This window comes from Mesorhizobium sp. M0185, assembly GCF_040322175.1.
GTDB lineage: Bacteria > Pseudomonadota > Alphaproteobacteria > Rhizobiales > Rhizobiaceae > Mesorhizobium.
Map to the genome: position 1 here is coordinate 1 of NZ_JAMYSY010000018.1, position 26089 is coordinate 26089.

The following is a 26089-nucleotide window of genomic DNA, read 5'->3' on the forward strand; positions in this document are numbered from 1 at the left end:
CTTGTCGAAGAAATCGTCATCCTCGGCGACAACATCCTTGAAGAAGATGTTTGGCGATTTGCCGCCCAATTCCAGTGTTACGGGGGTAAGGTTCTGGCTGGCATATTGCATGATCAGCCGGCCCGTCGTGGTCTCGCCGGTAAAGGCGATCTTGGCAATGCGCGGCGACGACGCGAGCGGCTTACCGGCTTCGAGGCCGAAGCCGTTGACAATGTTGAGCACACCCGGCGGCAGCAGATCGCCAATAAGGTCGGCCCACAGCAGGATGGCAGCCGGGGTCTGCTCGGCAGGCTTCAGCACGACGCAGTTTCCCACGGCAAGCGCGGGAGCAAGCTTCCAGCATGCCATCAGCAGCGGAAAGTTCCAGGGGATGATCTGGCCGACCACACCGAGCGGCTCATGGAAATGATAGGCGACGGTGTCGTCGTCGATCTGGGAAAGGCTCCCTTCCTGGCCGCGCACGGCGCCGGCAAAATAGCGGAAATGGTCGATGGCCAAGGGCAGGTCGGCGGCGGTTGTTTCACGGATCGGCTTGCCATTGTCCCATGTTTCAGCGCATGCGAGAAGATCGAGGTTCTCCTCCATGCGGTCGGCGATGCGGTTGAGGATGAGTGACCGCTCAGCAACGCTGGTGCGCCCCCAGGCGTCCTTGGCGGCATGTGCCGCGTCCAGGGCCACCTCGATGTCCTGGGCATCCGAGCGCGCCACCTCGCAAAGTAGCTGACCGTTCACCGGCGAGAAGTTCTCGAAGTAGCGGCCGGAGCGGGGCTCGGCCCATTTGCCGCCGATGAAATTGCCGTAGCGCTTGTCGAAGGGTGCTTTGACCGAGCGTGAGAATTCAACCTTGTTCATGCGTATTCCTCCCAAAGCTGACGTCGCGGGATGCGACGCTTCGGAAGAGACTTGCGATTTCCGCCTGTGGTTGTCACCGTACCGGTCACAGTGGTCGGGGACGATGTGTCGCAGAATTGCGACAGTCAGATCGAAAGGTCAGTGCGTCCGGTGAACATCAAGCCGGTTGAGCTTGCGGTGAAGCGTCGCGCGGCTAATCCCAAGTGCCTGAGCCGCTGCGGAGACATTTCCGTCCGCCCGTGCCAGCGCTCGCTGTAGAGCTGCGCGTTCTGCCTCAGCGAGAATTTTGGAGTCACTCTCAGCCCAACCGAGCAGATCGGCGGCGGGCATCGGTTTGTCGAGGCACTGCTGCGTAATGCCAAGTGCCAGGCGGGCCGAACGGGTCGCGCCGACCACGAGCTCGTCGGCATCGACGGCGATGAGCGCGCCGGAGCCTTTGTCGCTCACCGGCGCCAGCAGAATTCGCGCCTTCGGGAATGCCATCTTGAAGTTCTCCGCCTCGATCCGGCGCGCCGCGTCGATCACGGCGATCGAAATGAGATTGGCGAAGGCCTCGATCAGGTCAGCCCGGCAGGAAGACACGTCAAGAGCAGCCATAAGATTCCCCTCATGATCGTGGATCGGGGCGGTGGTGCAACTGAGTAGGGTGTTGCGCGTATGGAAATGTTGGTCACGGTGAATTGTCAGCGCGCGCCCTTCGACAAGACAGGTGCCAATTCCGTTGGTGCCCTGGCTTTCCTCATTCCAGACCGAACCAGTCCACAAACCCCAGGAATGAAACGTCTTGTCGTCGACGGGCGCGCCGCGCCGTTCGATCGGCACGCCGTCACGATCGGCGAGTAGGACACAGCATCCGACGCCGCCTACCGCAAGATAGAGACGATCGAGACTTGATTGCGCGGCGTTGACGAGAGGTTCGATGCGTAGCCGGGCCTGCCCCAGTTCGGCCTCTGTCAGATAATGTGGAGGGCTGCGGTCAGCTGGATCGAGCCGATGCAAATTGGAAGACCGGCGCCAGGACGCAACCAACGCCGACGTCGCCGCAGCGTCCGAGGCGATCGCCGCTTGAATGCGGTCAGCATGATGGCCGTATAGATCTTCGCCCATACTTATCCTCCCGAAACTGATTTCTTTCCTCCGATCAGCACATAGTCAATTCGCCGAAAGAAGCAGAAGGCAAACCTCTCTTGCCTAAGCACCCATCCAGAAAGCCTACCAACAGAATGCCACGCAATCATTGATCGGGAGCAAGTCTGCGCATTGATTGGTCAGAAATGCTCACCGGCCTTGAACGGTCCGATACGGGTCCCGGCTGCGATCAGGTAGGCGGTCGACCAGCCGATGAGCAAGAACCCGTTCACGCCCTCCAGCGCCGCCAGGACACGCCACGCATGAGCTGGCACGATGTCGCCATAGCCGACCGTCGAGAAGGTGATGGTGGAAAAGTACAACGCCGTTTCGCAATCGGCGAAGATATCAAGCAACCGGTATAGCCCGGCCCAGAGCCACACCTCCGCGGTCATGCCGGCAAGGAGACCCATCACCACGCTGATCATCGCCATGATACGGCTGCGGCGCCCGTGCATGCGAAAGCGGGAGATAAGATATCCCATCGCATGTGTGACGGCGATAAGGCCAAAGGTATGAACCAGCACCGTCAGGCTTATGACGATCGTGCCGATGAGCAGATTTAGAACCATGGGTGACCCTACAGGTCGGAATCACGACACTGTTGCGTTGCGGTCGCTGACCAGCCAGGCGCCGATGATCAGAAGGCGAGACGGTGAGAGATATTCCAGTGCGCATGCGCCAGATTCGCATGCGCACAGGCAAAAGGGAATCCCACCCGGGACTCTTATCAGGCGGAAACCACTAGGAACAATCTATTGACTAAGAACTCTGACTAGTAAAGAGTTCGTTCTCAGCGTGGCCGACAGAGAACATAAGCGTTCCTTGCGTCCGGCCGTTGGAACAACGTCGTCCCCCCGGGTTGAGCCGCCAAGTCATGCCGAAGCGCACAACAGGCCGGTACGAAAGCGTGACCGCAGGCGGCGAGAAGGTTGGTGCTTTCGTCCCCTTCGATCTGCCGCCGGTGCGGCCGGTGCTTGTCATCGACGCCAAGCTCAAACGCCGCCTTGGGCAAGCCGAGCAGGCGCTTGTCCGACTCGATCTGGCGGGCGAGATGGTGCCTTCGCTCGACTGGTTCATCTACGCCTTCGTGCGCAAGGAAGCGGTGATCTCGTCTCAGATCGAGGGCACGCAAGCATCGCTCGTCGACCTTCTCGCTTTTGAAGCCGAGGAACAGCCCCAACCCAACGCCGATGTCGAGGAGGTGACAAAATACCTCGACGCCCTTGCCTACGCGCGCAACCAGCTCGCGTCGAAGCATGGTCTGCCGCTTTCCCTGCGGCTCTTGAACGAAGCACACAAGCGGTTGATGCGCGGCGTGCGCGGCGGAAGCAGGCAGCCCGGAGAAATCCGCCGCAGCCAGAACTGGATTGGCGGAAGCCGTCCCGGAACGCGGCTTATGTTCCGCCGCCTTCCGAGAAACTCCCTCAGCTTCTCAGCTCTTTAGAGAAATACATCCACGCCGACGACCAGCTGCCGAAGCTCGTGCGGACGGGTCTCTTGCATGCCCAGTTCGAAACCATTCACCCCTATCTCGATGGCAATGGGCGGATCGGGCGCCTGATGATCGCCCTCCTGCTGGAACACTGGGGACTCTTGAGGGCTCCGCTTCTCTATCTCAGCCTCTTCTTCAAGCGTCATCGCGAGGAATACTACCGGCGCCTCAATCTCGTGCGGCTAGAGGGCGACTGGGAGGGCTGGATCGATTTTTTTCTCGATGGCATCGCCACGATCGCCGATGAAGCTGTCGGCTCGGCGCGTGAATTGTTCAACCTCGTCAGCGCGGATCGCACGCGGCTGCTCGGTGTCGAATCCGTATCCGTTTCAGCTCTTCGATTGTTCGAGCGGCTTCCGCGGCATCCGATCGTGACCGTCGCATCGGCGATGAAGCTGCTCGACACGAGCAAGCCGACCGCAGCCCGCGCCATCGAGGTGCTGGCCGAAATCGGTATCCTCGTGGAAACGACGGGAAAGAAGCGCGACCGCAGTTTCGCCTATCGCGCCTATATGGAACGTCTGCGAACCGGAACGGAACTGGACTTCAGCCGATGAGCGGCCGGCGGCGGATCACTCAACCCTATAGCCGAGCGTCCGATATCCCGTTCGCCGTTTTGCTGCCATGCGCGCCAGCACTGGGACCATCTCATCAACATAGTCGAAGACGATAACCTCGGTCTTCCCGTTATCCTGGTGGTGCAGACGGCCGCCGTATTGGGCCAGCGTGCCCTTCCAGACGTGTTCGGCGAGCGCATCTGGGTGGAACCGGCGGGCGTTCGAATGCGAGCCCGATCGCGGCGCGGGGACCTCCTGCCGTTGTTTTCACGGGTCAAAAGTCAAAGCGGGAGGTCAACGCCGGATAGACTCCGGCGCTCACGACAAGTCCCGTTGCCAGCGACGATTGAGCCGCCTCGATCTCTGCTTCCTGGAGTGCTACGTTGCCCACTTTCTCGACGGAAACCACTTTGCCGTCCAAAACGAGAATGACGACGACAGGAACTTGGAAGAGCGCTGCAAGAGTGTGGCAAGTGATCGAGACGATCGCCTCGCATTGTCGATCTCCGCGACGTCGCGACTATAGGTTTGCAGCATCGTTGCTTGCCTCCTCAGCAGCGCCGCTCCAATTGCGCGGCGCCGGGAGATAAAGGCAACGCCACTGACGATAAGTCGATCCCAAAAAGTCGAATGTTTTCGTGCTCTTCACAAAACGGGCTGCTTTGTCATTCCAAATCGATGGGACATTGCCGGCGCTCCAATAATGACGGGGTTGGGCTGAAGGCGCTGGCAACCACATCTTCAGACTACGCCTTATCGAAAGGCAAGAAAGACGGAACGCGGGAGGTCAGCCGCGCTGAAAGCTTGACCTACGCTGCTGAAATAGCAGCTTCGACCGAAATTCCGGTGTCGGCGGATTTGGAGAACGGATACGCCGATACCCCCGAAGGGATTGCCGATTCGTGGGCCATGGTGCACCCGGCTTGACCTTTGATCAGATTGCGGAGGCTGGCGTACTGCGAATAAGTGTCGGCGGTTCGCTTGCCCGCGCAATCGCCGGAGCGCTGTTGAAAACATGCCAGGGAGATCGCGGCTGGTGACTTCACCGAATTGGAAACCACTCCGACTTGGAACTCTCTCCGTAGCCTCAAGCTTGTCTTCTAGATTCGCTACGAGGTCGAGAGCAGGCATTATGCGCAATTCAAGAAAGTTAGCCTATGCAGTCGCGGGCCTTCGTGGGACGTTAGGCTGCGCTCTGGTCAGAGCTCCACTGAATACTTCGGCGAATCGGTTTGAATCCGATCCTATGCTTCTTCGCCGCTTGGCGCAGCGCATGCTGCAATTCGTTCCGGACAGCACCGAGGTTGAACTGGGCGGCGGTTTCTCGGGTTGCCGACGTCGCGGCCAAACTTCCACATGGTCGCAGCTCTTCTGGGAACGCCTTCATGAGATGTTCCGGTTCGGGGTCCGTCAGCCAAATCATGTATTCTTCGGGCGCCAGTATGACCGGCACACGGTTGTGGAACGTCGCCATGAGCGGATTCGGCTCACAGGTCAGCACCGTGAAGCGGATGTTGCCGCCGATAGCGGGGTCGCGCCAATTCTCCCAGAGCGCCGCCAAGGCGAACGGCTCCCCCGACTTCATCGCAATGGCATACACACAGCGCCCTATGGGGGCGCGTTCCGGCTACGGCTTTTTTTCCGCGGAAAGCGCCGTTGTGGCAGGGTCTTCACGTCGGTTTCGCACAAGAGCCCGTCGAGCGTCAGCAGCGGCGCGCGCATCGTCTTGGCATAGGCGTAGTGAAAGCAATCGAAATTGCTGAGGTAGCGTTTGCCAATTCCCTGTTTTTCGGCAACCGCGACGGCATAGGACAGTACCCGCAGCGGCGATCCTGGCTCGCGAAGCGCGATTCTTCTGGCTTCCAGCCATTCGACCACGACCGCCTCGGCGGCGCTGTACGGGCAATTCAGCTGGTCCGGCCGGGATAGAACAATAATCGCCTCCCACGCGGCGAGCGTCGATGTGAGGGGGGAGGGCGCTTCCAGCAAGGCGGCTTCATAGCTATCGGCCGTGTCCTCGCCAGCCATCATCGACACGATGGCACAGGCATCCACGAACATTATTCGTCGCCCTGCAGATCGTGATCCAGGTCGTGATAGGCTTCTTGTGGGACCGGCTTTCGATCAGGTTGGAATGACAGGCCATGTTTTGCCAGAATCTTCTTTGCAGTCTCGCGCGGCCGCTCCTTTTGCATCCGGTTTCGGATTGTCTCACGGAGAGCGGATATCACCGCTTCGGTGATATTGGTGCGGTCGAGGCGGGCAAGCTCCCGCGCCAATTTGTCAGCTTCATCGTTTCGGATGTTCAAGGTCATATGTGTAGCTCCAATCGCGTATCCATCATTACGCTATTGTGTAGCTTTTTTCAATGCTCGGTCGCTACGGCGCGGGGCGGCGTACTATTCGACGCTGCGGCTATTGGCTGCGGCGTCCGGGTCCGAATCCCGAGGTGATCGTCGCCTATACAGGAGCCGTCGCGCCGGAAGCCATCGAGGCGGTGGGTATGATGGCGGAGGATCGTCGCGACGTCGGTCTTTTGGCGGTGACCTCGGCCGACCGGTTGAACGCAGGCTGGACGGCGGCAAGTCGCGCACGTGAGCGGCCTTGTTCATGCCAGAAGCCATGTCGAAAGGCTGTTCGCCGACCTTCCAGCCCATTGTGCGATCGTCACCGTCGCAGACGGCCACCCAGCGGCACACGGCTGGCTGGGCTCAATCTACGGCCACCGCACGCGTAGTCTCGGCGTCGAGCACTTTGGCCAGTCGGGGACAATCGGTGATCTTTACCGCCACTTCGGCATCGACGCCAATCCATAGCCACAGCCGCTGAGCGGATTGCTGGTGGGCGCCCCATCCGCTATCTGCGCGCGCTGGATTGACCGATGATGTCATTCACGGCTGTTGCGGACCGGAAGGCGAATATTGTGTCTAAGATGCGGCCTCGCCCAGATGGCTCTGCGCCGCCATGTCGGTTCTATGCCGCTATGTCACCAGTCGGGTGCCGCGATAGCAAAACTGTTCAGCCCGCGACTTCGAGCTGTTCGATCTCAGCAATCTCGGCCTGCTTCGCTCTGCCTTCGACCGCGAGATCATAGCTGGCCTGCAATGTTCATCTGCGTGGTGCCGAAGAACTTGGCCAGGCGCAGAGCAGTATCCGGAGTGATCGGGGTCGCCTCGTGCGTCAAGCGCTCAATGCGGGTGCGCGGTACATGCAGCTTCTTCGCCAGCGTATAGGGCTTCAGGCCAGGCGGTGCGAGATATTCCTCGCGAAGGATTTCTCCTGGATGGATCGGGGTGTCGAGGTTCAACATTGTGAAGCTCCTGGCAGTGAGCGATGCGTTGGTTTGCGTAGGTTGTTTGCGTTAGGGCATGGGCGGTCACGATATCCTCAGTGATAGTCGGTGATTTCAATATCCTCTGCCGCCCCATCTACCCACCGAAAGCAGACACGGAATTGATCATTGATGTGGATCGAATGCTTACCGGCACGATTGCCTTTCAGCGCCTCAACCTGGCGGCGTCTTGAGGTCCGCCAATTCAGCAGCGTTGTCGATCATGAACAGCTTCCGCTGAGTGGACGGACGAGGTCCGACGGGAAACCCTTCGGTGCTTTGCCTTCCGAAACGGCCTTGCTGGCTCTGTCTTTGAACGAACGTATCAACTGCTGCCTCCAGCAAACGCATCATCGCATGATACCGAAACGACTTGGCTCATTCCCAACAGACTGATTCACCGGATCGCCGCGGGCAGGGCGCCTTCTGGCTTTGGGCCGGACGCCAATTGCCGATTTCAACTTGATAGTCGAACGCGAGCACAAAATTTCGCCACCCTTTCACGACGCCGCTTCGGCTTTCAAGGGAACCAGGATGACGACACCGCTCAGATTGTCCTTGTCCGCCTCGTTCGCGTTTTCGCTTCCTATGTGGACGGGAACGAAGCTTGCGCGTTCCCCTTCTCGGTCGCTTTGAACAGGACACTTCGAAAGACACGGAAAATCGCTCAGCGATCAGGCGTCGAGGTTAGCTGAGGATAACTACGCGCTCCCGTCCGTCTCGCTTTCCTCGTCAATCGTCCGAACCGGCAGATAGGCATTCGTTTCCAGCCATTGTCCCAAGATGATCTGGATAAGGTCTGGCCTGCCGATTTTCATCTCGGCCGCTATGGAATCGAGTGCATCTGCGGTCGCGGGCTCCAGCGGCACGCCACCGACGTTTCGGAGCATCAAAGCAGCGCGACGCAGAAGGATCTGCAAGTTCGCGCGAGACATTTCGGCTATGCGCTGAGCTGCGCTTTCGAGATCTTCAGCAACAGATCGGCGAGTCATTGGTGTCACTCGGTGCATGGCATCTGGCCTTCGCCCTGGTATTCAGTTGGATAGTGATTGGCCAAGGCTGCGGCTATCGTGGGTCGAAGGCAGTAAACAATCATTTTCCGCGCTTCTTTGCAGAGAGGACGGCTGGCCTTCAGTATGCTCGTCGTCTTCCATTTGTGGTTGCCGGGCCGGTGCGTTGGGCTCGTCCGATGGCCAGAGCTACCGGGTCGCTTCGAATGATTGGACCTATTGCAGCAGTGCCGACTATAGGCACCATTGGCGGCTCGTCATCTTGCATTTTCTTCCCAGTCTTCAGCTCAGCAATTTCCTCGTCACGCCTGGCAATGCGGCTTTCCAGATTGGCCAGACGCTCGGTCAACAAATAGCGGCCGACCGCAAATCCGCCTCCTCCGAAAAGAACCGCAAGACTGGCAAAGGCGGCCGGGTTGGCCAGCATCAGCGCGGAGTTGGCTTCCAAAAAGCTGATAAGATCCTGCATGGTCAACTCGACCCGGTCATGCTGAAGAGAAGCGAGCTGGCGTCACCGGCTGGCTCGGCCCCGGTTGGCATACTTGTCGCGAATCGTCCGGGCTCGTTGCATCTCGAACCTGCTGAGTCACTCGCCGTCATCACCATACCCGTCCGGCGGCATGAGGGCCGTTCCGACGGTCATGGCTCATCCCAAGATTGGCGGCGTGTCGTCGTAACCGAGCGCCACCAGTCCGGGATGCCGGTGAGCGAGGGCCAGAATTTGAGTCTCAAGCTCGCAGTTATAAGCCATGAGCGCCTTTACGGTCTCAAGCGGGCTGTCGTATCGGGCGATGAGCTTGACCGCCTCAGAATGAAGTTCAGCTCTGGCTTCAGCGTCTAGGCGAATAGTGCCCATTGTCGTTCCTCCTGATGTTTGCCCGTCGCGGAGCCGAGAGTTCGTCAAGACGGTCCTGGAGGTGGCCATTGAGGACGATCATTTCCTTGAGCGCCTTCACCGCGTCGCCTTTGTGCTGGGCTATGAATCTGTCGGCGATCGCCTGCAGCGCAGCCTCCTGGCGGCTGTCCAGTCTCACAATGTGGTCCATGGCCGTTGCTCCAAACCTCCTTTGCTAAGTGAACAAAAACGGAACAAAAATGTCAAGAGCGAATTGACTCTGCGAGGAATGCCTTCCTATTTGTCAGTAGGCGGGGCGGTGCTCACAAATCGAGGAGAGCCGCGATGGGCAGACGAAAAAGCCGGTTTGACAGGCTGTCGGCGAGGGATGCGGAGGCGATCATCAGGGACGCTTTGAGCCTGCGCAAGACGGTGCTGTCGTCGCAGCTGCATCTGAAGGCGCATGGCGAGCTGTTCTGGCAGCTTTGCGGGCTTGTCGAGAAATTGCACGAGGTGCTGGCCAGCGTAGCGGAGAAGGAGCCCGATTACCGGATGGCGGAGCTTGGCCTGCTTCCCCTCCCCGAGGGTTACTCGACCCGGAAATGAGCCATGGCCGGGCCGATGGACAGCGTTGGGCGTGCCGCCAAGGCCAACATGCTGCTCATCGTGGAGTGCGGCCACTGCTACCATGTCGGACGCTTCAGGGCGAATGACGTGGCCCAGGTGGTGGGCTGGAGCAAGCCGCTGGAAGCGATCAGGTTCAGGTGCAAACGATGCCGCCGCAAGGACACGACGATGAAGACGCAGTTCATCGACCAGGACCATCCGCCCAAGGGCTACATCTGGGTGCTGCAGAAATTCAAGCGCTAAAACAACGAGCCTTGCGCCGGCGCCTGCTGCGGAAACTTGATCTGTGTCGCCGGCTTGTCGACGATCACCAGCGCATCATCGGGCGCCGTGCGCTGCAGGTGCCTTGCCTCGGACCATGGCGCCGTCAGCCAGGTCTCGGTTTCTTCCGGCGTGGTCAGGATCACCGGCATTGCCTTTTCGTGGATCGGCGCGATCAGCGTGTTGGGCTGGGTCGTCATGAAGCCATAGACCTGGTGATCGGCGGGGCCGTCCTTGACCTTGCGAAGGCCATGCCAGCGCGTCCACAGGCCGGCAAAGAAGAATAGCGGGCGGTCCTCGCCGAGTGCAAACCAGTAGTTGCGCTGAATGCCGGTCTCGGGGTCCTTGTCGCCGGGCGTCGGGCTGGGCTCGGCAAAGCTGGTGACGGGCACCACGCAGCGGTTCTCAATGCCGAGATATTGCTGCCAATGGCCGTATTGCGGATTGCGGATATTGGTGGTGCCATAGTCGGCATTGCCCTTCACCCGCTCCAGTGGCGTCGGCATGCCCCACAGCAGATTGGCCAATTCGCGTTCGCCGTCCGGCGCATTGCGCACCACCGGGCCGGGCTGGTTGGGATAGATGTCGATGGAGGGTTCGAGATTGCCGAGGATGTCGCGCAAGGCGCGGGTCCACTGACGGATGGCCTCCTGGCTGGTCGTGATGTTGTAGAGATTGCACATGGCTTGGAATGTGCCCCAATCGCTGCCGTGTCGCAACGTCGACAGGGCAATAGGCACGGCCTCCATTCCCCTGAAATGGACTAGCAGAAGTTTAGCAAGGCCTGCTTTGGCAAAGCTCACACTCGCTGCGGGCAACTACCGTATGTGCAAGGTCGGCCGCTGCGAATCGACAAACACACCCTGGACGAGCTGAACCCGCTCCGCTGGTTCAGCGCGCAGATGGGGTGCGCTTGCGAGGCGCGGCACAGAATTATCGCGCATTACAGATGCGCGATAATTCAGGCCTGCGGTCAGATGTCTGGGAATTTCGCGCATCTTAGATGCGCGATATTCTTGCGTAGGGATCAAGCCCGGCTTTCGCCGTCGCTCGAGACGATCAACATCGCTCGGATATATTCGTGACAGCGGCGCAGCAACCGCCAAGACTCAGATAACAGGACATTTGTTTAGAAAACGAAACATCAGATTTGATATCCGGCAATCGATGTGCTATGGCTGCGAGAGCAGAAGGAACTTACGCGATGGCACGCTCGACCGCTCAAAGCGCTTTGCGCTATCCACTCACCATTATGCTCGGCACCGACGCAAGCGTAAGATTGCTCCGGGAATTATCCCGGCACGGCGGCTTGCTTTCTTCGCCATTGCTTGCGGCTCGTAGTGGGCTTGCGAGGGCAAGCGTATGGTCTGCTCTCGCAACCTTGGAGGGGATTGGCATCGTATCTTCAGAGGGAACGGGCAGGGCTCGTCTTTATCGGTTGAATGATCGCCATCCACTGGCGACATCACTGGAAGCCCTCTTTGAGCAGGAGGCGCTTCGGTATTCCAACATTCGCGCTGTAGTCACTGAGGCGGTTTCCGCAGTTCGGCCGAACGTACTCGCAGCCTGGATTTACGGCAGCGTGGCGAGGGGCGAGGACCGTCCAGACAGCGATCTCGACATCGCAGTGGTTACGCCATCCGAAAAGCTAGAAAGCGCGCTCCAAGAAATCCGTGAGGCACTGGTGACCCAAGGTCAAAAGCTTGGCTTCAATCCCTCGGTCGTGGGACTCACTCCGCAGGATGTGGCAAGGCTGTCGAGCACGCGAGACCCGTGGTGGGGCGGGGTTGAAGCTAATGCCCTGCTCGTCTTGGGTCCACGCCCGGACGAACTCGCAACAAAAACTCGCCAGAAGGCGTTGGCATGATCAGAAGAGGTGCGACGAAAGCAGTCGAGACAGGCTTTGGCGAGGGGCGACTGCGCATCGCCCGCTCATATTTGAAGGCTGCCCGTTTGGAGGTGGCAATGTCTGAAACGGGTGACATCGGAAATCCGGCTATGTCGCAGATCGTGAATGCGGCAATAGCATACGCCGATGCGCTCACTGCCCGATTTGCAGGAAAGATCAACCGCGCGGATCATGCGGCCGTGGTGAAAACCATGCGCGATGCGCTTGGAAATCGCCTTCCTGCAGCGCAGGCCAGCAGGTTGCGGAGCATCCTCGATGAGAAGGACGAAGCTCAATACGGAATCAGGGCAAAATCACTACCCGAAGCCGAGAGCTTGCTCGTCAAGTTGGAAAAATTCGCGGAGTGGGCGGAAAAAGAACTGGAAGTCTGATCAGCAATGGAGGCGGCATGTCGCTTATGGCGACCTGAATGTACTTCAGCAGTTTGATCAGCACTGTGAAAGCCGCGTCGATGTCGGCGCGAACCGCGCGCGGACCGCTTCCGTATTGCGGTCTCGCAGCGCTGCAAACATCTGCTGATGGTGCTGGTTGGCGGTCGAATAGTTTCCAGAATCGTGCAGCATGTTGAAATAGGAGCTGATCTGCAGCCACAGGTTCTCGATGATGTTGAGCATGTTTTCCGAGCCAGCGGCTCGATAGATGGAGAAATGAAAGGCGTACTAGCCCTGAGGTAGGATCCGGAGTGGAACAGCGGGTTTTGACGAAGGTTGGGCACCAGCAAAAAACGTAGGTGAAGCATGGCTGCTCATCAGGAAAGCAAGGATCGCACTGAGCGTACGGCACGGGAGGCAAAAACGGCCAGACTACGGGAACAGCGGCTGAAGACTGGGACTGCTATGCAAGAGCGGAATGATGAGGGCGCAAAACGACCGTCAGCACAGCGACGCCGCAATCGGTGACGCCTATCTTGTTGGCAGTTAGGGCCTCGTTAGCTCCCGGGCCTGCTCCGGGGACAAGGCCGAATGGGTCAAGCCCGACCTTGTCGGTCGGGTGAAATTTTGCTGCTCAATTTCCTCGATGAGACCTGACTGCCTTTAGCAGTTCGCGCTCGTCCGTGTGAGCATTTCGAAAAGTCGCCACTACCGTTTCCGCCAGGATTTTGCCCTGTTGGCTTAAAGGGTCGAGGTCTTAGTCTGCGCAAATCCGATCGAAAACGCGCTGGCAAATAGCCAAATCATGAGGACTAAGGCAGGTGCGATTGGTACGCTGGCGCTGCGGCATGTGCGAACCCTCAGAGCCCGCTGCCCGTGCAGAGCAGCGGGCCTTTACAGCCAGACTGGAGAACGGAGGAGAGTTCAGTCTCGCGCAAAAAAACGTTTGATGTAGAGTGCTTGTTCCCGGCTAACGAAGTTGGTAATTTTCGTACAGTGCGCCACCTGGGGTCCCGCAAGCAGTTAGCCGTTCAACTGTTTCAATGATAGCCGTGGCAAGCGCCTCATCCTCATGCATGGGCTCTTGGCCATAAGAGCAGGAAGACAGCCTCCTCGATCGGCAGCACGCCGGCCGGCAGGTCTCCTCGATGCCACGCGCACCAGAGCAAGGGCGGCCAGACCTAGCGGACTTGTCTTCGGCATCGATGGTTTGATCTGCGTTCGCTAATCCGCCTCATCTGTGAGCGACATCTTTTTGCGGCGGACAGGCGTCCAGTCGGTGATGCTTTTTAGGAGCAGGGATCGAATGCGGAAAACCATAGGAGGGGATGCTGACGCTAGCTCTTCCGTCGTCCAGGAGCTTCAGCACCGTCACGGTGATCGCCACCTCATCGCCGATATTGATGTCCGCAATTTCCCAAGCCATGCCCATGATTCTGGAGCGGCTTTGACGATAGTCAAGGGATTGCTAATATGCGGAAAATGCCAACGCCGCCAGCGTGCACCTTGTTTCGGAACCGATTCGAACCAGCGATATTGAATCAAATGGTAGTGTCTGGAGTGCGGGCGCATGCTTCCGTCACAACGCATTTCGGATAGGCTTGCAACCAAGGTCGCTTCTGGCGTGAACCGCCGTGCGGCAGTTAAACGGTTCGAGTTGAAAACGACCGGAGCCCGATTGCTCAGCCGATCAGCAACACGGTTGTGGCGCACCGAAGCAGAGGAACGCTGGCCCTCTGTATTTGCTTTGCCGAGAGCCTGCTTCGCGACGCACAAACTTTTCTGATGCAGTGCGGTTTTGGCCTTCGCACCTGCACAGAACTATGCAAAACCGTCACCGCTGGAACTTGACCCGAGGGAATGTGCCCATGAGTGTGGCGGTTGAGACAAAGGCGCTGACGCCGTCGGACATTGCGGCCCGAAAGCACAAGAAGCCGATTGTCTGCTTAACAGCGTATACAACGCCCGTTGCGCGCCTCGCCGATAGGCATTGCGACGTGGTCCTGGTCGGCGACAGCGTCGGCATGGTGCTTCACGGCCTGACGTCAACCCTCGGGGTTACGCTGGAGATGATGATCATGCACGGCAAGGCCGTGCGCCGCGGTCTTGAACGAGCGCTGATGGTCGTCGACATGCCGTTCGGCTCCTATGAGGAGGGCTGCGAACAGGCCTTTCGCAACGCCGCCCGGCTGATGGCGGAGACCGGATGCGCCGCGGTCAAGCTGGAGGGCGGCGAGAGCATGGCTGACACGATCCGCTTTCTCGTTGCCCGCGGCATCCCCGTCATGAGCCATGTCGGGCTGACACCGCAAGCGATCAATGTGCTTGGCGGCTACAAGGTCCAGGGCAGGGGCAGAGACGGCGACAGGATTTTGCGGGACGCTGTTGCTGTTGCCGAATCCGGCTCATTCTCCGTTGTGCTGGAAAAAGTGGCCGAGCCGCTCGCACGAAGAATAACCGAGGAGGTTACGATTCCAACCATCGGGATCGGCGCCTCCGCCGCCTGCGACGGCCAGGTTCTGGTCGTCGACGATATTCTGGGCATGTTCACCGGTTTTCGTCCGAAATTCGTCAAGCGCTATGCCGAACTGGGCTCAGAGGCCGAAGCTGCCATTACGGCTTACGCGGCTGATGTGCGGGGAGGGCGCTTTCCGGCGGCCGAACATCTCTTCGCCGACGCGCCGCAGGCCGGAGAAACCGCGTGAGCGTGCCGATCGTCCGCACCATTGCCGAGCTTCGTACCGTTGTGGCGGGATGGCGCCGTTCTGGTGCCAATATCGCCGTGGTGCCTACGATGGGAGCCTTGCACGAAGGGCATTCGAGTCTCGTTCTGCGCTTCAAAAGGCCGATCGCGTGATCGTGACGCTGTTCGTCAATCCCAAGCAGTTCAACAGTGCGGCGGATCTTGCCGCCTATCCCCGCATGGAAAATGAAGACGCTGCAAAGCTTACGCTGCTGGGCGCCCACCTGCTTTATGTTCCGGATGCGACTGAGATGTATCCTGACGGCTTCGCCACGACCGTGTCCGTGTCCGGCGTCAGTGAAAGCCTGTGCGGTGCGTTCCGGCCCGGCCATTTCGATGGGGTGGCGACCGTCGTTGCAAAACTCTTCCTGCAGACCGGCGCTGATTTCGCCTTTTTCGGAGAGAAGGACTTCCAGCAGCTTCAACTTATCAGGCGCATGGTCCGGGACCTGGATATTCCGATCACCGTCGTCCCCTGTCCGACAGTCCGGGAAGCCGATGGTCTCGCTTTGTCGTCGCGCAATGTCCGGCTCTCGCCGGCAGAGCGCGCCGTCGCCCCAAGGCTAGCATCGGTCCTACTCGATACGGCGTCGGGGCTCTCGAACGGCTCTCCCGTCCTGCCAACGCTTGCCGAAGCGCGCGCAGCGATCCTGTCCGCAGTCTATCGCGAGGTCGAGTACCTGGAACTCCGTGGCGAGGCAGATCTGCAACCGATAGCAAGCCTGGATCGGCCGGCACGCCTGTTTGCAGCGGCCTGGCTCGGCGAAACGCGGCTCATTGATAACGTCAGAACACTGCCGTCTCCCCTTCTCGTTGACAAGCCGCCGCCATCAATCGGGCATGCCTTCACCCGTGCCGACGGTCACACCGCAACGCCAGCATTAAAGGATGAGCTTGTAGGCTCTGGCAAGCGCTACCCCTGACCAACTCCGCCCTGTGAGCGCTGGATCGTCCCCTCTGGATGAATCACCGCAGCAGGGCGCCGGAAATGCCCGCTGATGCTCGGCGGTTCGGTTGGTGGTGAGCATCACCGTCCTGCTATGTCGGGCTTGGCGACCTCACCCTATTTCAGCAGTTTGATCAGGACAGTGAAAGCCGCGTCGATGTCAGCGCGAACCGCAGCCCGGACCGCCTCCGCGTTGCGGTCTCGCAGCGCTGCAAACATCTGCTGATGGTGCTGGTTCGCGGTCGAATAGTTTCCGGAATCGTGCAGCATGTTGAAATAGGGACTGATCTGCAGCCACAGGTTCTCGATGATGTTGAGCATGTTTTCCGAGCCTGCGGCTCGATAGATGGAGAAATGGAAGGCGTAGTTGGCCCTGAGGTAGGATTTGACGTCGCCGGCGGCATTGGCCTGTTCGAGTGCGTCCAGATGCTGGCGCAGCAGCGCCACGCTGGCATCGTCCATTCGCTCGGCCGCCCATGCGGCGGCGATCGCCTCGATCTCAAACCTGACGTTCCTGAGATCGATGAGTCGCGCGCGGCTTAATGCCGGGATACCGATTGACCGGCCCGAAACCACCATCAATGCGTTGGCGGCGCTCAGACGCCGCAGTGCCTCGCGAACCGGCATCGGGCTGACGCCGAAAGCGTCGGCAAGGCTCTGCACCGTCACCATTTCACCTGGAACGATACTGCCGTCGAGGATCAACTCGGTGACGTGCCGGTAAACCCTGTCCTGCAGGGTTTCCCTGGAAAGCGGCGTGATCTCGACGCCCGGCTTCCTGAATGCCGCCCCAGCCATCTCTGCCTACCTTTCCCCATACGGCGACATACGGCGACGCTCTTGTCCTACCCGGCGCCTGTGCCCGGAATGCAAGGTTCGGATTGCCGCGTCAAGCGCCGGCCTATCCGGCTTTTACTTATTAGCTTTTCATCATTGATCTTTGATCAAATCATGATACGGTCAGCTGCATCGAATGACAAGGAGCACGTTTCGCGCCCTTGGGAGGCATTTGGTCGTCTGAACTGGGAGGAGTTTTGAATGGGTATCGGATCGAAAGCCCGGCGGCTTGCGCTGCTTGCCGGCATGGCTGTTTGCGTTCTTGGTACGTCCGCCGCCGAAGCGGCCGGAAAGCACAAGATATTTCTCAGCATGAGCTTCATCGGCAATGATTGGCAGGCCGAGGCCGCCAACATGGTCAAGGCGATGGCGTCGCACAAGAGCATGGCCGACAAGGTGGACCTCCAGGTCCAGGTTGCGGGGCCGAACGCACAGCGCCAGATCCAGCAGATCAATGCGATGGTGCAGACAGGTGCCGAAGCCATCGTGATCTTCCCGATCTCGCCGACCGCGCTCAACCAGGTGGTGAAGAACGCCTGCGACAAGGGCGTGAAGGTGTTTGCCTACGATGCCGAGATCACGGAGCCCTGCGCCTACAACGTCCATATCGACCAGGAAGAGGCTGGCCGCGTAACGGCGGAGTGGCTGGTCAAGAAGCTCAATGGCAAGGGCAACATCATCGCGGTGACCGGCGTTCCCGGCACCTCGGTCGATGATCTGCGCACCAAGGCGGCGAAGGAGGTGTTTGCCAAGCATCCCGACATCAAGATCGTCGGCGAGGCTGTCGGCATGTGGAGCCAGGCGGTGGCCCGTACCGAACTTTCCAAGATATTGGCGACGCGCAGTTGGGACGACATCAACGGGCTGTGGATGCAGGTCGGCTGCTTCACCGCCAATTCCATGCAGCTCGAGGCCGGCAAAAAGGTCAGCGAACTCCTGCCTTGCGCCGGCGAGGGTTCCAATGGCGGGCGTATCCAGATGCTGCCGGAGGGCACGGAGGTCGAGGGCGCGACCTCTCCCTATGCGCCGCTCGGCGCGCCGCGCATTTCCTACGCGTCGCCGCCTTATTCCGGTGCGCTGGCCCTCAAGCTTGCGGTCGAGGCGCTTGACGGCAAGGAGGTTGCCAAGAAGACGATCCTGCCACTGCCGGTCGTCACCAACGAGACGATAAAGCTTTGTGACGAAGGCACCTGGGCGGAGATGAAGGCTGGTTGCAACGCGTTCAAACCGTCGCTGGTCTCGAACCCAGGCTGGTTCGCCTCGATCTTCTCCGATCAGACACCGGAAATCGGTCTCGCGGCCGCCCTTGTAGGCCAGCCCGAGGAGTAGGCCCTCCCGAAGTGGGTGTGGGGTGCTTGCGAGGCGCTCGACGCACCTTTCATGCAGGCCGGGACTGGGATCATGATGTCAGCGCATTCGACAGCTGTCGGCATAGAGGGCGTCCGCAAGGCGTTTGGCGCAACAGTCGCCCTCGATGACGTTTCCTTCGAGATCGCTTCGGGCAGCGCGCATGCCTTGCTTGGCGAGAACGGTGCGGGCAAGTCCACGCTCGTCAAGCTGCTGTCGGGACTGGTGCGGCCCGACGAAGGGCAAATCACCGTTCTTGGTGAACCGGCGCCACTCGGTTCGCCGCGCGCCGCGCACGCCAAAGGCGTGCAGACAGCCTTCCAGGAAATGACGCTGGTGCGCGATCTCAGCGTTCTCGACAACATGCTGCTGCCCTACGCGCCTGTCGGCCCGATCGGCCTGATCAAGCGGTCGGCCGCGCGCAAGGCGGTGCGCCAGCACATTTCAGATCTCGGCTTTTCGGTCGATCTTGATGCCGAGGTCGCGACCCTCGATCTCGCCGTCCGCCAGAAGATCGAGATCGCGCGCGCGCTCTATCGCAAGCCGCGCATCCTCCTGCTCGACGAACCGACCTCGACGCTGTCGGGCGGCGATGTCAAATGGCTGGGCGGCATCATCGCGCGACTTAAGGCCGCCGGCATAACGGTCGTGTTCATCACCCATCGCATGCGCGAGGTGCGGGCCTTCTGCGATATGCTGACCATTCTCAGAAACGGCCGTCATATCGTGACGGCGCCGGTTGCCGACGTCCCGGATGGAGAAGTGATCGAAAAGATCATCGGTCGCAGCATCGCCCAGACCTTTCCGCCGAAACCCGAAAGCGAGGCCGTCTTCGGTCCTCCGGTGCTCGGCGTGCGCGATCTCAAGGCCGGGAGGAAGCTCGACGGCGTCGGTTTCGACCTGCGCAAGGGCGAGATCCTCGGCATTGCCGGGCTTCAGGGCATGGGCCAGCTCGACCTGTTCCTCGCCTGCTTCGGCATGGCCGAGATTGAGCGCGGCCATGTCCTGGTCGACGGCCGCATGGTTTGGCTTGGATCGCCCGCCGATGCGCTCAAGCCCAACATGGCGATCGGGCTGGTACCCGAGGACCGCAAGACCGAAGGCCTGTTCCTGAAACTCTCGGGCCGGCAGAACGTATCGCTGCCGGTCGTCGCGCGTTTTACCCGATTTGGCCTGATCAGCAGGCACGAGGAGGCGCGGGCCGTACAGTCCGCCTTCTCGACGGTCGAGGTCGACCACCGCGCCATGTGGACGAGGGCGGGGGCGTTTTCGGGCGGTAACCAGCAGAAGATCGCCATCGCCAAATGGCTGGTCGCCGAGAGCCGCATTCTGCTGCTCTTCGACCCAACCCGCGGCATCGACGTCGGCACCAAGCACGAGCTCTATGTGATGATGCGCGACTATGTGGCGGCCGGCGGCTCGATCCTTCTGCATTCAACCGAAATTCCCGAGCTGGTCCATCAATGCGACCGAGTGCTCGTCCTCTATGACGGTCGCCTGGTGGCGGAGCTTGCCGGCAACCACATCACGGAAGGCGCGATCATGCGACCAGCGCTGGGCCACGGCGACTTGGTCCGGGAGGCGGCGGAATGAGCGTGACGAGTTTGCCCGCCGCGGCACCGGCCGCGACTTTGACGCGGCTTCTCGCGCGGCACAGCGGCGCGATCATAGCGGCGATCGTCTTTGCGGTGCTCCTGCTTATCGTCGATCTGGTCAGTGCCGGGCGGCTCACCTATTTCGACATTTCGTTTCTCTCCAGCGGCGGCGCCACCTCGGCACTGGCGGCGATCGGCCAGACCGTGGTCATCCTGTCCGGCGGTTTCGACCTGTCCGCCGGCGCGGTGATCTCGCTGGTCAATGTCGTCCTGGCAAAAGGCATGGATCCGATGGCGACCGGCACCAGTGTCGCGCTGTGGACCTTGGCCGGAATTGGTGTCGGCATGCTGATCGGCGCCTTCAACGGCTTCTTCATCGCCGTCCTGCGCATGCAGCCAATCGTCGTCACGCTGTCGACCATGTTCATCCTGCAGGGGGTAACGCTGCTGGTCATGGACAAGCCGGGCGGCTTCGTCTCTCCCGATCTTGGCGCCTTCTATCTCGGTGACGCCATCGCCGGCTGGATACCGATGCCGCTGGTGGTTATTGGCGTCGTCCTGCTCGGCTGGTTCTGGCTCAAAGGCACACGCTTCGGGACGGCGCTTTATGCCGTCGGCAGCGATCCGGATGCGGCCGCTTCGGTCGGCGTGCGCGTCGTTCTCGTGCGCTTCCTGGTCTATGTCATAGCCGGCGGCTGCTACGGGCTCGCCGGCGTCTTCATCAGCGCCCAGACCGGCAGCGGCGATCCGCTCGTCGGCAACCCGTTGTTGCTGTCGATGTTTGCGGCGGTTGTTGTCGGCGGTACAAGGCTGGGCGGCGGTCAAGGCGGGCCGGTTGGCACCGTCTTCGGCGCCTACATACTGATGATGGTCGTCAACATCCTGCTCGTACTCAACGTCTCGGCCTATTATTCGACGATCGCCGAGGGCACGATCCTGATCCTTGCCGTGCTTGCCGGCTCGCTGTCGCATGGCTCCGTGCTCGCCCGCCAACTGCGTGCGCTACGGGCGCGGTTGGGCGCATGGCGCGCCGGAATGCTGCCCTCGCAGATCGATCGCACCGACCGGCGGCTGAGGATCGCGCGTGGCAGCACCGACGACCAGCAGGCGCCGCTGCCGGCCTTCCATATCCGCAATGCCGAGACGCTGCGTTATGCGCTGCCGGCCTATGTCTGCCTGGCCGTCGTCGTGATCGTCACCCAGATCTGGCTCGGACGCGCCATCCTCAACGTCACCTACTGGAACTCGCTGTTCGTGCTGTCGAGCTTCCTCGCCGTCCTGGCGCTTGGGCAAGGCAGCGTAATCCTCACCGGCGGGCTCGACCTGTCGGTGCCGTGGACGATCGGACTCTCGGGCATCCTGCTTGCCGGCATGGTCAACGGCTCGGATGGTGCACTTGCCTATGCGCTGCCGGCGGTGCTGCTCACCGCTTGCCTGATCGGACTTGCCAACGGCATCGGTATCGTCGTCCTCGGCATTTCGCCGATCGTGATGACGCTGGCCACCAACGGCATTCTGCAAGGCGTCGCGCTGCTTTACTCGCAGGGTACGCCGGCCGGCTTCTCCTCGCCGATGCTGCGCTGGTTCATGACCGGGAAGGTATTCGTTGTGACGCCGGTGGTGCTGTTCATGATCGCCTTCGTCGTCTTTGCCGTGCTGCTGCTCGGCCGCACCGCTTTCGGCCGCCGGGTTTATGGCATCGGCAACAGCCTGCGCGCGGCCCAGCTCTCCGGCATCGCGGTCGGGCGCACGCTCATCCTCGTCTATGTGCTGTCGGCGGTCTGCGCGGGGCTCGTCGGCATCATGCTGACCGGCTTTTCCGGCCAGGCCAGCCTCGGCATGGGTGACGACTATCTGCTGCCCTCCATCGCCGTCGTCGTGGTCGGCGGTGCGCTAATCACCGGCGGGCGCGGCCATTATCTTGGCATGCTAGGCGGGGTGCTGCTCCTGACCGCGTTGCAGATGCTGCTCGCCGGCACGACGCTGCCTTACGCGACGCGGGCGATCCTGTTCGGGCTGGTGGTGCTCGGTGCCGTCATGGCGCTGCGCGAAAGGCGGAGTCAGTGAAAGGAATGGAATAATGAGCTCAAGCGCACCGGCATCGGCGGACGAATTCCTGACCGGGCTCAAAGGCCAGCGCGTGCTGGTGACGGCGGGTGCCGGAGGCATCGGCTTTGCCATTGCAGAGACGCTGTCGAGGCGCGGCGCGCGTGTCGTGATCTGCGATATTTCCGACGAGGCGCTGGCCGCCGCTCCAGAGAGGCTCACACTCGCCGCCGCAGTCAAAGCGGACGTTTCGCGCGACGACGATGTCGACCAGCTGTTCGAGACCGTCAAGGAGAAGCTCGGCGGGCTCGACGCCCTGATCAACAATGCCGGCATTGCCGGGCCGACCGGTGGCGTCGATGAGATCGATCCGGCAGACTGGCGGCGCTGCATAGATATCTGCCTGACCGGCCAGTTCCTGTGCGCGCGGCGTGCCGTGCCGCTGATCAAGGCGGCGGGCGGGGGCTCGATCGTCTCAATGTCTTCCGCCGCCGGCCGCCATGGCTACGCGTTCCGCACGCCGTATTCGGCTGCCAAGTTCGGCGTTGTCGGCCTGACCCAGAGTCTTGCCAAGGAACTCGGACCGCATGGGATCAGGGTCAACGCCATCTTGCCCGGCATCATCGAAGGGCCGCGCATCGACAAGGTCATTGCCGACCGGGCAAAGCAGCTCGGCGTTTCAAACGAGGAGATGACGCAGCGCTATCTGCAAAACATCTCGCTGCGCCGCATGACCAGCCCATACGATGTTGCCGCGATGGTCGCCTTCCTGCTTTCCGATGCGGGTGTCAATATTTCCGGCCAGTCGCTCGGCGTCGACGGCAACGTTGAGACACTCTGAGGGGGAGATCATGGCGAAGGTAGCAATTGTCGGAAGCGGCTTCATCGGGCGAGCGTGGGCGATCAGCTTCGCTCGTGCAGGCCATGATGTGCGCATGTGGGACCAGGCGCCGGCCGCGGCCAGCGGTGCGCGCGACTATATCGCTGGCGTGCTCGGCGACCTTGCCGCCAACGATTTGCTGCGGGGACAGGCGGTCGATGCCGTGCTTGGCCGCATCACTATTGTGGCGGAGCTTGGCGACGCCTTGGCCGATGCCGTCCACGTCCAGGAGAACACGCCGGAAAACCTCCAGGTGAAGCGGGAAGTGTTCTCCCGGATCGACGCCCTTGCCGGTCCGCAGGCGGTGATCGCCAGTTCCACCTCGGCGCTGTTGCCGTCGAAATTCACCGATCATCTTGAGGGGCGCCATCGCTGCCTCGTCGTGCACCCGATCAATCCGCCCTATCTCATCCCGGCGGCGGAAGTCGTGCCGGCGCCATGGACCTCCGCCGAAACGGTGGAAAGGACCCGCGCCTTTCTTGTCGAGGCGGGCCACGCGCCGCTGGTGATGAAGCGCGAGCTCGACGGCTTCATCATGAACCGCCTGCAAGGCGCGCTGCTGGAGGAGGCGTTCCGGCTCGTCGCCGACGGCTATGCCAGCGTCGAGGACGTCGACACGGGCCTGCGCGACGGGCTGGCGCTGCGCTGGTCGTTCATGGGTCCGTTCGAGACGATCGACCTCAATGCACCGGGTGGTGTGCGCGACTATGTCGAGCGCTACCAGACGATCTATTCCAACATCTTCCCGCAGATGCTGCGGCGCGTCGACTGGGCCGGCGAGGTCATGGAGACCGTCGAGGCCGAGCGCCGCAAGCGGCTGCCGCGAGAAGAACTCGGCGAACGGCAGGTCTGGCGCGACCGCCGGCTGATGGCACTGGCGGCGCACAAGAAAAAGTCGGATCAGGAGTTTGGACGATGACGCAAACAAGCCGCAAGCCCGGCGCCCAGCAACCCAGCGGGAAGGTCATCATCACCTGCGCGGTGACGGGGGCGATCCACACGCCGACCATGTCGCCCTATCTGCCGATCACGCCGGACCAGATCGCCCGCGAGGCGATCGCGGCGGCGGAGGCTGGTGCGGCGATCCTGCATCTGCATGCGCGCGACCCCGAGACCGGCAAGCCCGACCAGACGCCGGAGGCGTTCGCGCGTTTCCTGCCGCGCGTCAAGCAAGGCACCAATGCCGCCATCAACATCACCACCGGCGGCAGTCCCTACATGAAGGTCGAGGAGCGTGTGCGCCCCGCCGCCCAGTTCAAGCCGGAAGTCGCCTCGCTCAACATGGGCTCGATCAATTTCGGGCTCTATCACCTCGTAGACAAATACGAAACGTTCAAGTTCGACTGGGAAAGACCGCACCTGGAAGCGACACGTGATCTGGTCTTCCGCAACTCGTTCAAGGACATCGAATATATACTGGCGACCTGCTACGACAACGGCACGCGCTTCGAGTTCGAGTGCTACGACATCGCCCATCTCTATAACCTCTCCCATTTCGCCGATCGCGGGCTGGTGAAGCCGCCGTTCTTCGTGCAGTCGGTGTTCGGCCTTCTCGGCGGCATCGGCACCCATCCGGAAGACGTCGCCCATATGAAGCGCACCGCCGACCGGCTGTTCGGCGAGCAGTTCCGCTGGTCGGTGCTGGGTGCGGGCGCCAGCCAGTTGCGCATCGCCGCGCAATCGGCAGCGCTTGGCGGCAACATCCGCGTCGGGCTTGAAGACAGTCTGTGGGCCGGAAAGGGCAAGCTTGCCAAGTCAAATGCCGAGCAGGTGGTGCTTGCCCGCAAGATCATCGAAGGCCTCGGCATGGAAGTGGCAACGCCCGATGAGGCCCGCGAAATCCTGTCATTGAAAGGCGGCGACCAGGTCGCGTTTTGACCTTTGCCGCAGAGCGCCGAAACAGAGGAGGACGGCATGAAGATCGAAGTCGTGGTGGACGTGAAGACCACGCTGGGCGAGGGACCGCTGTGGGACGTTGAACAGGAGCGCCTCTACTGGATCGACAGTTTCGACGGGCGTGTGTTTCGGGCGACCGCCGACGGCCGCGAGATCCGTTGCTGGGACGTGCCGATGAAGATCGGTTCGATGGCATTGCGCAAGGACGGCGGTGGCGCGGTGGTATCGCTGCAGCGCGGTTTCCATCTGCTTGATTTCGCCACCGGCGAGGTGACGTCGATTCACGATCCGGAGCCGGACAGGCCGATGAACCGGCTCAATGACGGCAAGGTCGATCGGCGCGGCCGCTTCTTCGCCGGCTCAATGGACACGATGGAAGAGGGACCCTCCGGCGGGCTCTACCGGCTCGATCCGGATTTCTCCGTTACCAGAATAGATTCCGGCATCATCTGCTCGAACGGTCCGTGCTGGAGCCCGGACGACCGCACCTTCTATTTCGCCGACACCTGGACCGGCGAGATCTGGGCCTACGACTATAATATCGAAACAGGTGCCGCCGACAACCGGCGCACCTTCACCCGCGTCGATACCAGCCGGGGAGGGGCGGCTGACGGCTCGACCGTGGATGCGGAAGGATTCCTGTGGAACGCGCTGGTCTACGACGGCAGGCTGGTGCGTTACGCGCCCGACGGCAGCGTTGATCGCATCATCGACATGCCCGTCAAGAAGATCACCAGCGTCATGTTCGGCGGGCCGAAGCTCGACACCCTGTACGTCACTTCGATGGCCAAGCCGCCGCTGCCGCGCTTTCCAAGCGACGGTGTCTTGCGCGGCAGCCTTTTTGCCATCACCGGCCTGGGTGCAACGGGAGTTCCGGAGCCAAGATTTGCCGCATAAATCGGTGCTTAATGGCGATCATCCTCCCCGCCTCTTGGTGCCACCCCAACCTCCCGCCGCAGGGCAACCGGCGCTGGAAGCTCGTGCAGTGCGGTTCTGGCCTGGGGTCGTGTCAGGAACTAAGAGCACGATGGCGGCAGCACGGCAGGCGCTGCGCGAGCCATCACCAGTCCCGTGTTGAGGGCATGTGGGTTTCCGCCATCAACCGCTTCGTCATCGACCACAAGCTGCAGTCATAGCCCTTCGTCTGGACCGACGATCCCGACAAAATCATCACGGCCGCCGCACGCAGGCACCAGCTGCTGCAGTCGATCCATAGCAAGGCTATAGCAGTGTGGCGGTCTGCGAGTATCCACTCTCCGGCAAGCAAGCCCGGAAAGCCCGTATATTCCGGAATAAAGGAGTCTCGCCGATGAGCACCACCGTCACCGCCGCCGCCGTCTCGAAAAATGGGGCCACCGAGCCGAAACGACCAGACTAGGAAGCCAATTGACCACAATACTTGCCTGATATGCTGCCCCGGTTG

At 61.0% G+C, this 26089-nt stretch carries 29 protein-coding genes and 4 pseudogenes; 17 read left to right on the plus strand and 16 right to left on the minus strand.

All coding sequences use genetic code 11. The features are described from left to right. The 3 genes and pseudogenes from adh to NKJ20_RS16140 form a co-directional block, all read right to left on the minus strand. Positions 1-852: pseudogene (gene adh, locus NKJ20_RS16130) on the minus strand (aldehyde dehydrogenase); the annotation flags it as partial. Between the two features lie 138 nt (positions 853-990). After that, complete coding sequence (locus NKJ20_RS16135) at positions 991-1959, minus strand: GAF domain-containing protein (RefSeq protein ID WP_352745255.1); 969 nt, start codon at positions 1957-1959, stop codon at positions 991-993. 161 nt (positions 1960-2120) lie between these two features. Further along, positions 2121-2552: a potassium channel family protein gene (locus NKJ20_RS16140; protein WP_352745258.1), complete on the minus strand. Its 432-nt coding sequence runs from the start codon at positions 2550-2552 to the stop codon at positions 2121-2123. Between the two features lie 401 nt (positions 2553-2953). Between NKJ20_RS16140 and NKJ20_RS16145 the strand changes: the two genes are divergently transcribed. From NKJ20_RS16145 to NKJ20_RS16155, 3 genes are all read left to right on the plus strand, one after another. Next, positions 2954-3427: a Fic/DOC family N-terminal domain-containing protein gene (locus NKJ20_RS16145; RefSeq protein WP_352745260.1), complete on the plus strand. Its 474-nt coding sequence runs from the start codon at positions 2954-2956 to the stop codon at positions 3425-3427. Next, positions 3346-4032 carry a Fic family protein gene (locus NKJ20_RS16150; RefSeq protein ID WP_352745456.1) on the plus strand — a complete coding sequence of 229 codons (687 nt, stop codon included), beginning with the start codon at positions 3346-3348 and terminating at the stop codon, positions 4030-4032. The genes NKJ20_RS16145 and NKJ20_RS16150 overlap by 82 nt, the downstream gene beginning before the upstream one ends. A gap of 543 nt (positions 4033-4575) precedes the next feature. After that, positions 4576-4959 (plus strand): isocitrate lyase/phosphoenolpyruvate mutase family protein, encoded by a 384-nt coding sequence (locus NKJ20_RS16155; protein ID WP_352745263.1) that lies wholly within the window; start codon positions 4576-4578, stop codon positions 4957-4959. Positions 4960-5215: 256 nt separating this feature from the next. On the opposite strand, the gene NKJ20_RS16160 is transcribed toward NKJ20_RS16155, so the two are convergent. The 3 genes from NKJ20_RS16160 to NKJ20_RS16170 are packed head-to-tail and all read right to left on the minus strand — an operon-like array spanning position 5216 to position 6347. Then, positions 5216-5593, minus strand: coding sequence for an SOS response-associated peptidase family protein (locus NKJ20_RS16160; RefSeq protein ID WP_352745265.1), 378 nt, complete (start codon positions 5591-5593; stop codon positions 5216-5218). 47 nt (positions 5594-5640) lie between these two features. After that, a complete protein-coding gene (locus NKJ20_RS16165; RefSeq protein ID WP_352745267.1) occupies positions 5641-6093 on the minus strand; it encodes a type II toxin-antitoxin system VapC family toxin in 453 nt (150 codons plus the stop codon). Continuing rightward, complete coding sequence (locus tag NKJ20_RS16170) at positions 6093-6347, minus strand: type II toxin-antitoxin system VapB family antitoxin (RefSeq protein ID WP_352745270.1); 255 nt, start codon at positions 6345-6347, stop codon at positions 6093-6095. The genes NKJ20_RS16165 and NKJ20_RS16170 overlap by 1 nt, the downstream gene beginning before the upstream one ends. A 101-nt stretch (positions 6348-6448) precedes the next feature. On the opposite strand from NKJ20_RS16170, the pseudogene NKJ20_RS16175 reads away from it, so the two are divergent. After that, positions 6449-6910 (plus strand): annotated as a pseudogene (locus NKJ20_RS16175) (transketolase-like TK C-terminal-containing protein); the annotation flags it as partial. Positions 6911-7120: 210 nt separating this feature from the next. Here NKJ20_RS16175 and NKJ20_RS16180 read toward each other — a convergent pair. The 6 genes and pseudogenes from NKJ20_RS16180 to NKJ20_RS16205 form a co-directional block, all read right to left on the minus strand. Beyond that, positions 7121-7342, minus strand: a complete 222-nt coding sequence (locus tag NKJ20_RS16180; RefSeq protein WP_352745273.1) for a HigA family addiction module antitoxin — start codon at positions 7340-7342, stop codon at positions 7121-7123. A 77-nt stretch (positions 7343-7419) separates the two neighbouring features. Then, positions 7420-7692 (minus strand): annotated as a pseudogene (locus NKJ20_RS16185) (type II toxin-antitoxin system RelE/ParE family toxin). A 372-nt stretch (positions 7693-8064) separates the two neighbouring features. Continuing rightward, positions 8065-8355 (minus strand): hypothetical protein, encoded by a 291-nt coding sequence (locus NKJ20_RS16190; protein WP_352745459.1) that lies wholly within the window; start codon positions 8353-8355, stop codon positions 8065-8067. A 139-nt stretch (positions 8356-8494) separates the two neighbouring features. After that, entirely contained in the window at positions 8495-8842 is a 348-nt protein-coding gene (locus tag NKJ20_RS16195) for a hypothetical protein (RefSeq protein WP_352745276.1), read from the minus strand. A 177-nt stretch (positions 8843-9019) separates the two neighbouring features. Beyond that, on the minus strand, positions 9020-9229 hold the full coding sequence (locus NKJ20_RS16200; RefSeq protein ID WP_352745278.1) for a hypothetical protein: 210 nt from the start codon (positions 9227-9229) through the stop codon (positions 9020-9022). After that, on the minus strand, positions 9204-9419 hold the full coding sequence (locus tag NKJ20_RS16205) for a hypothetical protein (RefSeq protein WP_352745281.1): 216 nt from the start codon (positions 9417-9419) through the stop codon (positions 9204-9206). Before NKJ20_RS16205 ends, NKJ20_RS16200 begins: the two co-directional genes overlap by 26 nt. Positions 9420-9553: 134 nt before the next feature. Here NKJ20_RS16205 and NKJ20_RS16210 point away from each other — a divergent pair, with 134 nt between their 5' ends. Continuing rightward, positions 9554-9814: a hypothetical protein gene (locus NKJ20_RS16210; protein WP_352745284.1), complete on the plus strand. Its 261-nt coding sequence runs from the start codon at positions 9554-9556 to the stop codon at positions 9812-9814. Between the two features lie 3 nt (positions 9815-9817). After that, positions 9818-10078: a hypothetical protein gene (locus NKJ20_RS16215; RefSeq protein ID WP_352745285.1), complete on the plus strand. Its 261-nt coding sequence runs from the start codon at positions 9818-9820 to the stop codon at positions 10076-10078. Here the strand turns inward: NKJ20_RS16215 and NKJ20_RS16220 are convergent. Beyond that, a complete protein-coding gene (locus NKJ20_RS16220; RefSeq protein WP_352745461.1) occupies positions 10075-10779 on the minus strand; it encodes an SOS response-associated peptidase in 705 nt (234 codons plus the stop codon). The genes NKJ20_RS16215 and NKJ20_RS16220 overlap by 4 nt on opposite strands. 521 nt (positions 10780-11300) lie before the next feature. On the opposite strand from NKJ20_RS16220, the gene NKJ20_RS16225 reads away from it, so the two are divergent. After that, positions 11301-11963: a nucleotidyltransferase domain-containing protein gene (locus NKJ20_RS16225; RefSeq protein ID WP_352745286.1), complete on the plus strand. Its 663-nt coding sequence runs from the start codon at positions 11301-11303 to the stop codon at positions 11961-11963. Beyond that, complete coding sequence (locus NKJ20_RS16230) at positions 11960-12376, plus strand: hypothetical protein (protein WP_352745288.1); 417 nt, start codon at positions 11960-11962, stop codon at positions 12374-12376. The genes NKJ20_RS16225 and NKJ20_RS16230 overlap by 4 nt, the downstream gene beginning before the upstream one ends. 57 nt (positions 12377-12433) lie before the next feature. Here NKJ20_RS16230 and NKJ20_RS16235 read toward each other — a convergent pair whose 3' ends face one another. After that, on the minus strand, positions 12434-12619 hold the full coding sequence (locus NKJ20_RS16235) for an FCD domain-containing protein (RefSeq protein WP_352745290.1): 186 nt from the start codon (positions 12617-12619) through the stop codon (positions 12434-12436). Between the two features lie 991 nt (positions 12620-13610). After that, positions 13611-13802, minus strand: coding sequence for a hypothetical protein (locus NKJ20_RS16240; RefSeq protein ID WP_352745291.1), 192 nt, complete (start codon positions 13800-13802; stop codon positions 13611-13613). Positions 13803-14244: 442 nt separating this feature from the next. Between NKJ20_RS16240 and panB the strand changes: the two genes are divergently transcribed. Then, positions 14245-15081 (plus strand): 3-methyl-2-oxobutanoate hydroxymethyltransferase, encoded by an 837-nt coding sequence (gene panB, locus NKJ20_RS16245; protein ID WP_352745293.1) that lies wholly within the window; start codon positions 14245-14247, stop codon positions 15079-15081. Beyond that, positions 15078-16042, plus strand: a pseudogene (gene panC / locus NKJ20_RS16250) (pantoate--beta-alanine ligase). The gene panB and the pseudogene panC overlap by 4 nt, the downstream one beginning before the upstream one ends. 140 nt (positions 16043-16182) lie before the next feature. On the opposite strand, the gene NKJ20_RS16255 reads toward panC, so the two are convergent. After that, entirely contained in the window at positions 16183-16863 is a 681-nt protein-coding gene (locus tag NKJ20_RS16255) for a GntR family transcriptional regulator (RefSeq protein WP_352452184.1), read from the minus strand. Between the two features lie 240 nt (positions 16864-17103). On the opposite strand from NKJ20_RS16255, the gene NKJ20_RS16260 reads away from it, so the two are divergent. The 7 genes from NKJ20_RS16260 to NKJ20_RS16290 all read left to right on the plus strand — a co-directional run bounded on the left by NKJ20_RS16260 (position 17104) and on the right by NKJ20_RS16290 (position 25563). After that, a complete protein-coding gene (locus NKJ20_RS16260) occupies positions 17104-18231 on the plus strand; it encodes a sugar ABC transporter substrate-binding protein (protein WP_352452185.1) in 1128 nt (375 codons plus the stop codon). 72 nt (positions 18232-18303) lie between these two features. Then, positions 18304-19842: a sugar ABC transporter ATP-binding protein gene (locus tag NKJ20_RS16265; protein ID WP_502902811.1), complete on the plus strand. Its 1539-nt coding sequence runs from the start codon at positions 18304-18306 to the stop codon at positions 19840-19842. Then, positions 19839-21911 (plus strand): ABC transporter permease, encoded by a 2073-nt coding sequence (locus NKJ20_RS16270; protein WP_352745295.1) that lies wholly within the window; start codon positions 19839-19841, stop codon positions 21909-21911. Before NKJ20_RS16265 ends, NKJ20_RS16270 begins: the two co-directional genes overlap by 4 nt. Positions 21912-21924: 13 nt before the next feature. Further along, complete coding sequence (locus NKJ20_RS16275) at positions 21925-22731, plus strand: SDR family oxidoreductase (protein ID WP_352452187.1); 807 nt, start codon at positions 21925-21927, stop codon at positions 22729-22731. 10 nt (positions 22732-22741) lie between these two features. Next, entirely contained in the window at positions 22742-23689 is a 948-nt protein-coding gene (locus tag NKJ20_RS16280; RefSeq protein ID WP_352452188.1) for a 3-hydroxyacyl-CoA dehydrogenase, read from the plus strand. Further along, entirely contained in the window at positions 23686-24648 is a 963-nt protein-coding gene (kce, locus tag NKJ20_RS16285; protein ID WP_352452189.1) for a 3,5-dioxohexanoate:acetyl-CoA acetone transferase, read from the plus strand. The genes NKJ20_RS16280 and kce overlap by 4 nt, the downstream gene beginning before the upstream one ends. Before the next feature lie 36 nt (positions 24649-24684). Further along, positions 24685-25563: an SMP-30/gluconolactonase/LRE family protein gene (locus tag NKJ20_RS16290; RefSeq protein ID WP_352745298.1), complete on the plus strand. Its 879-nt coding sequence runs from the start codon at positions 24685-24687 to the stop codon at positions 25561-25563. Positions 25564-26089 lie beyond the last annotated feature (526 nt).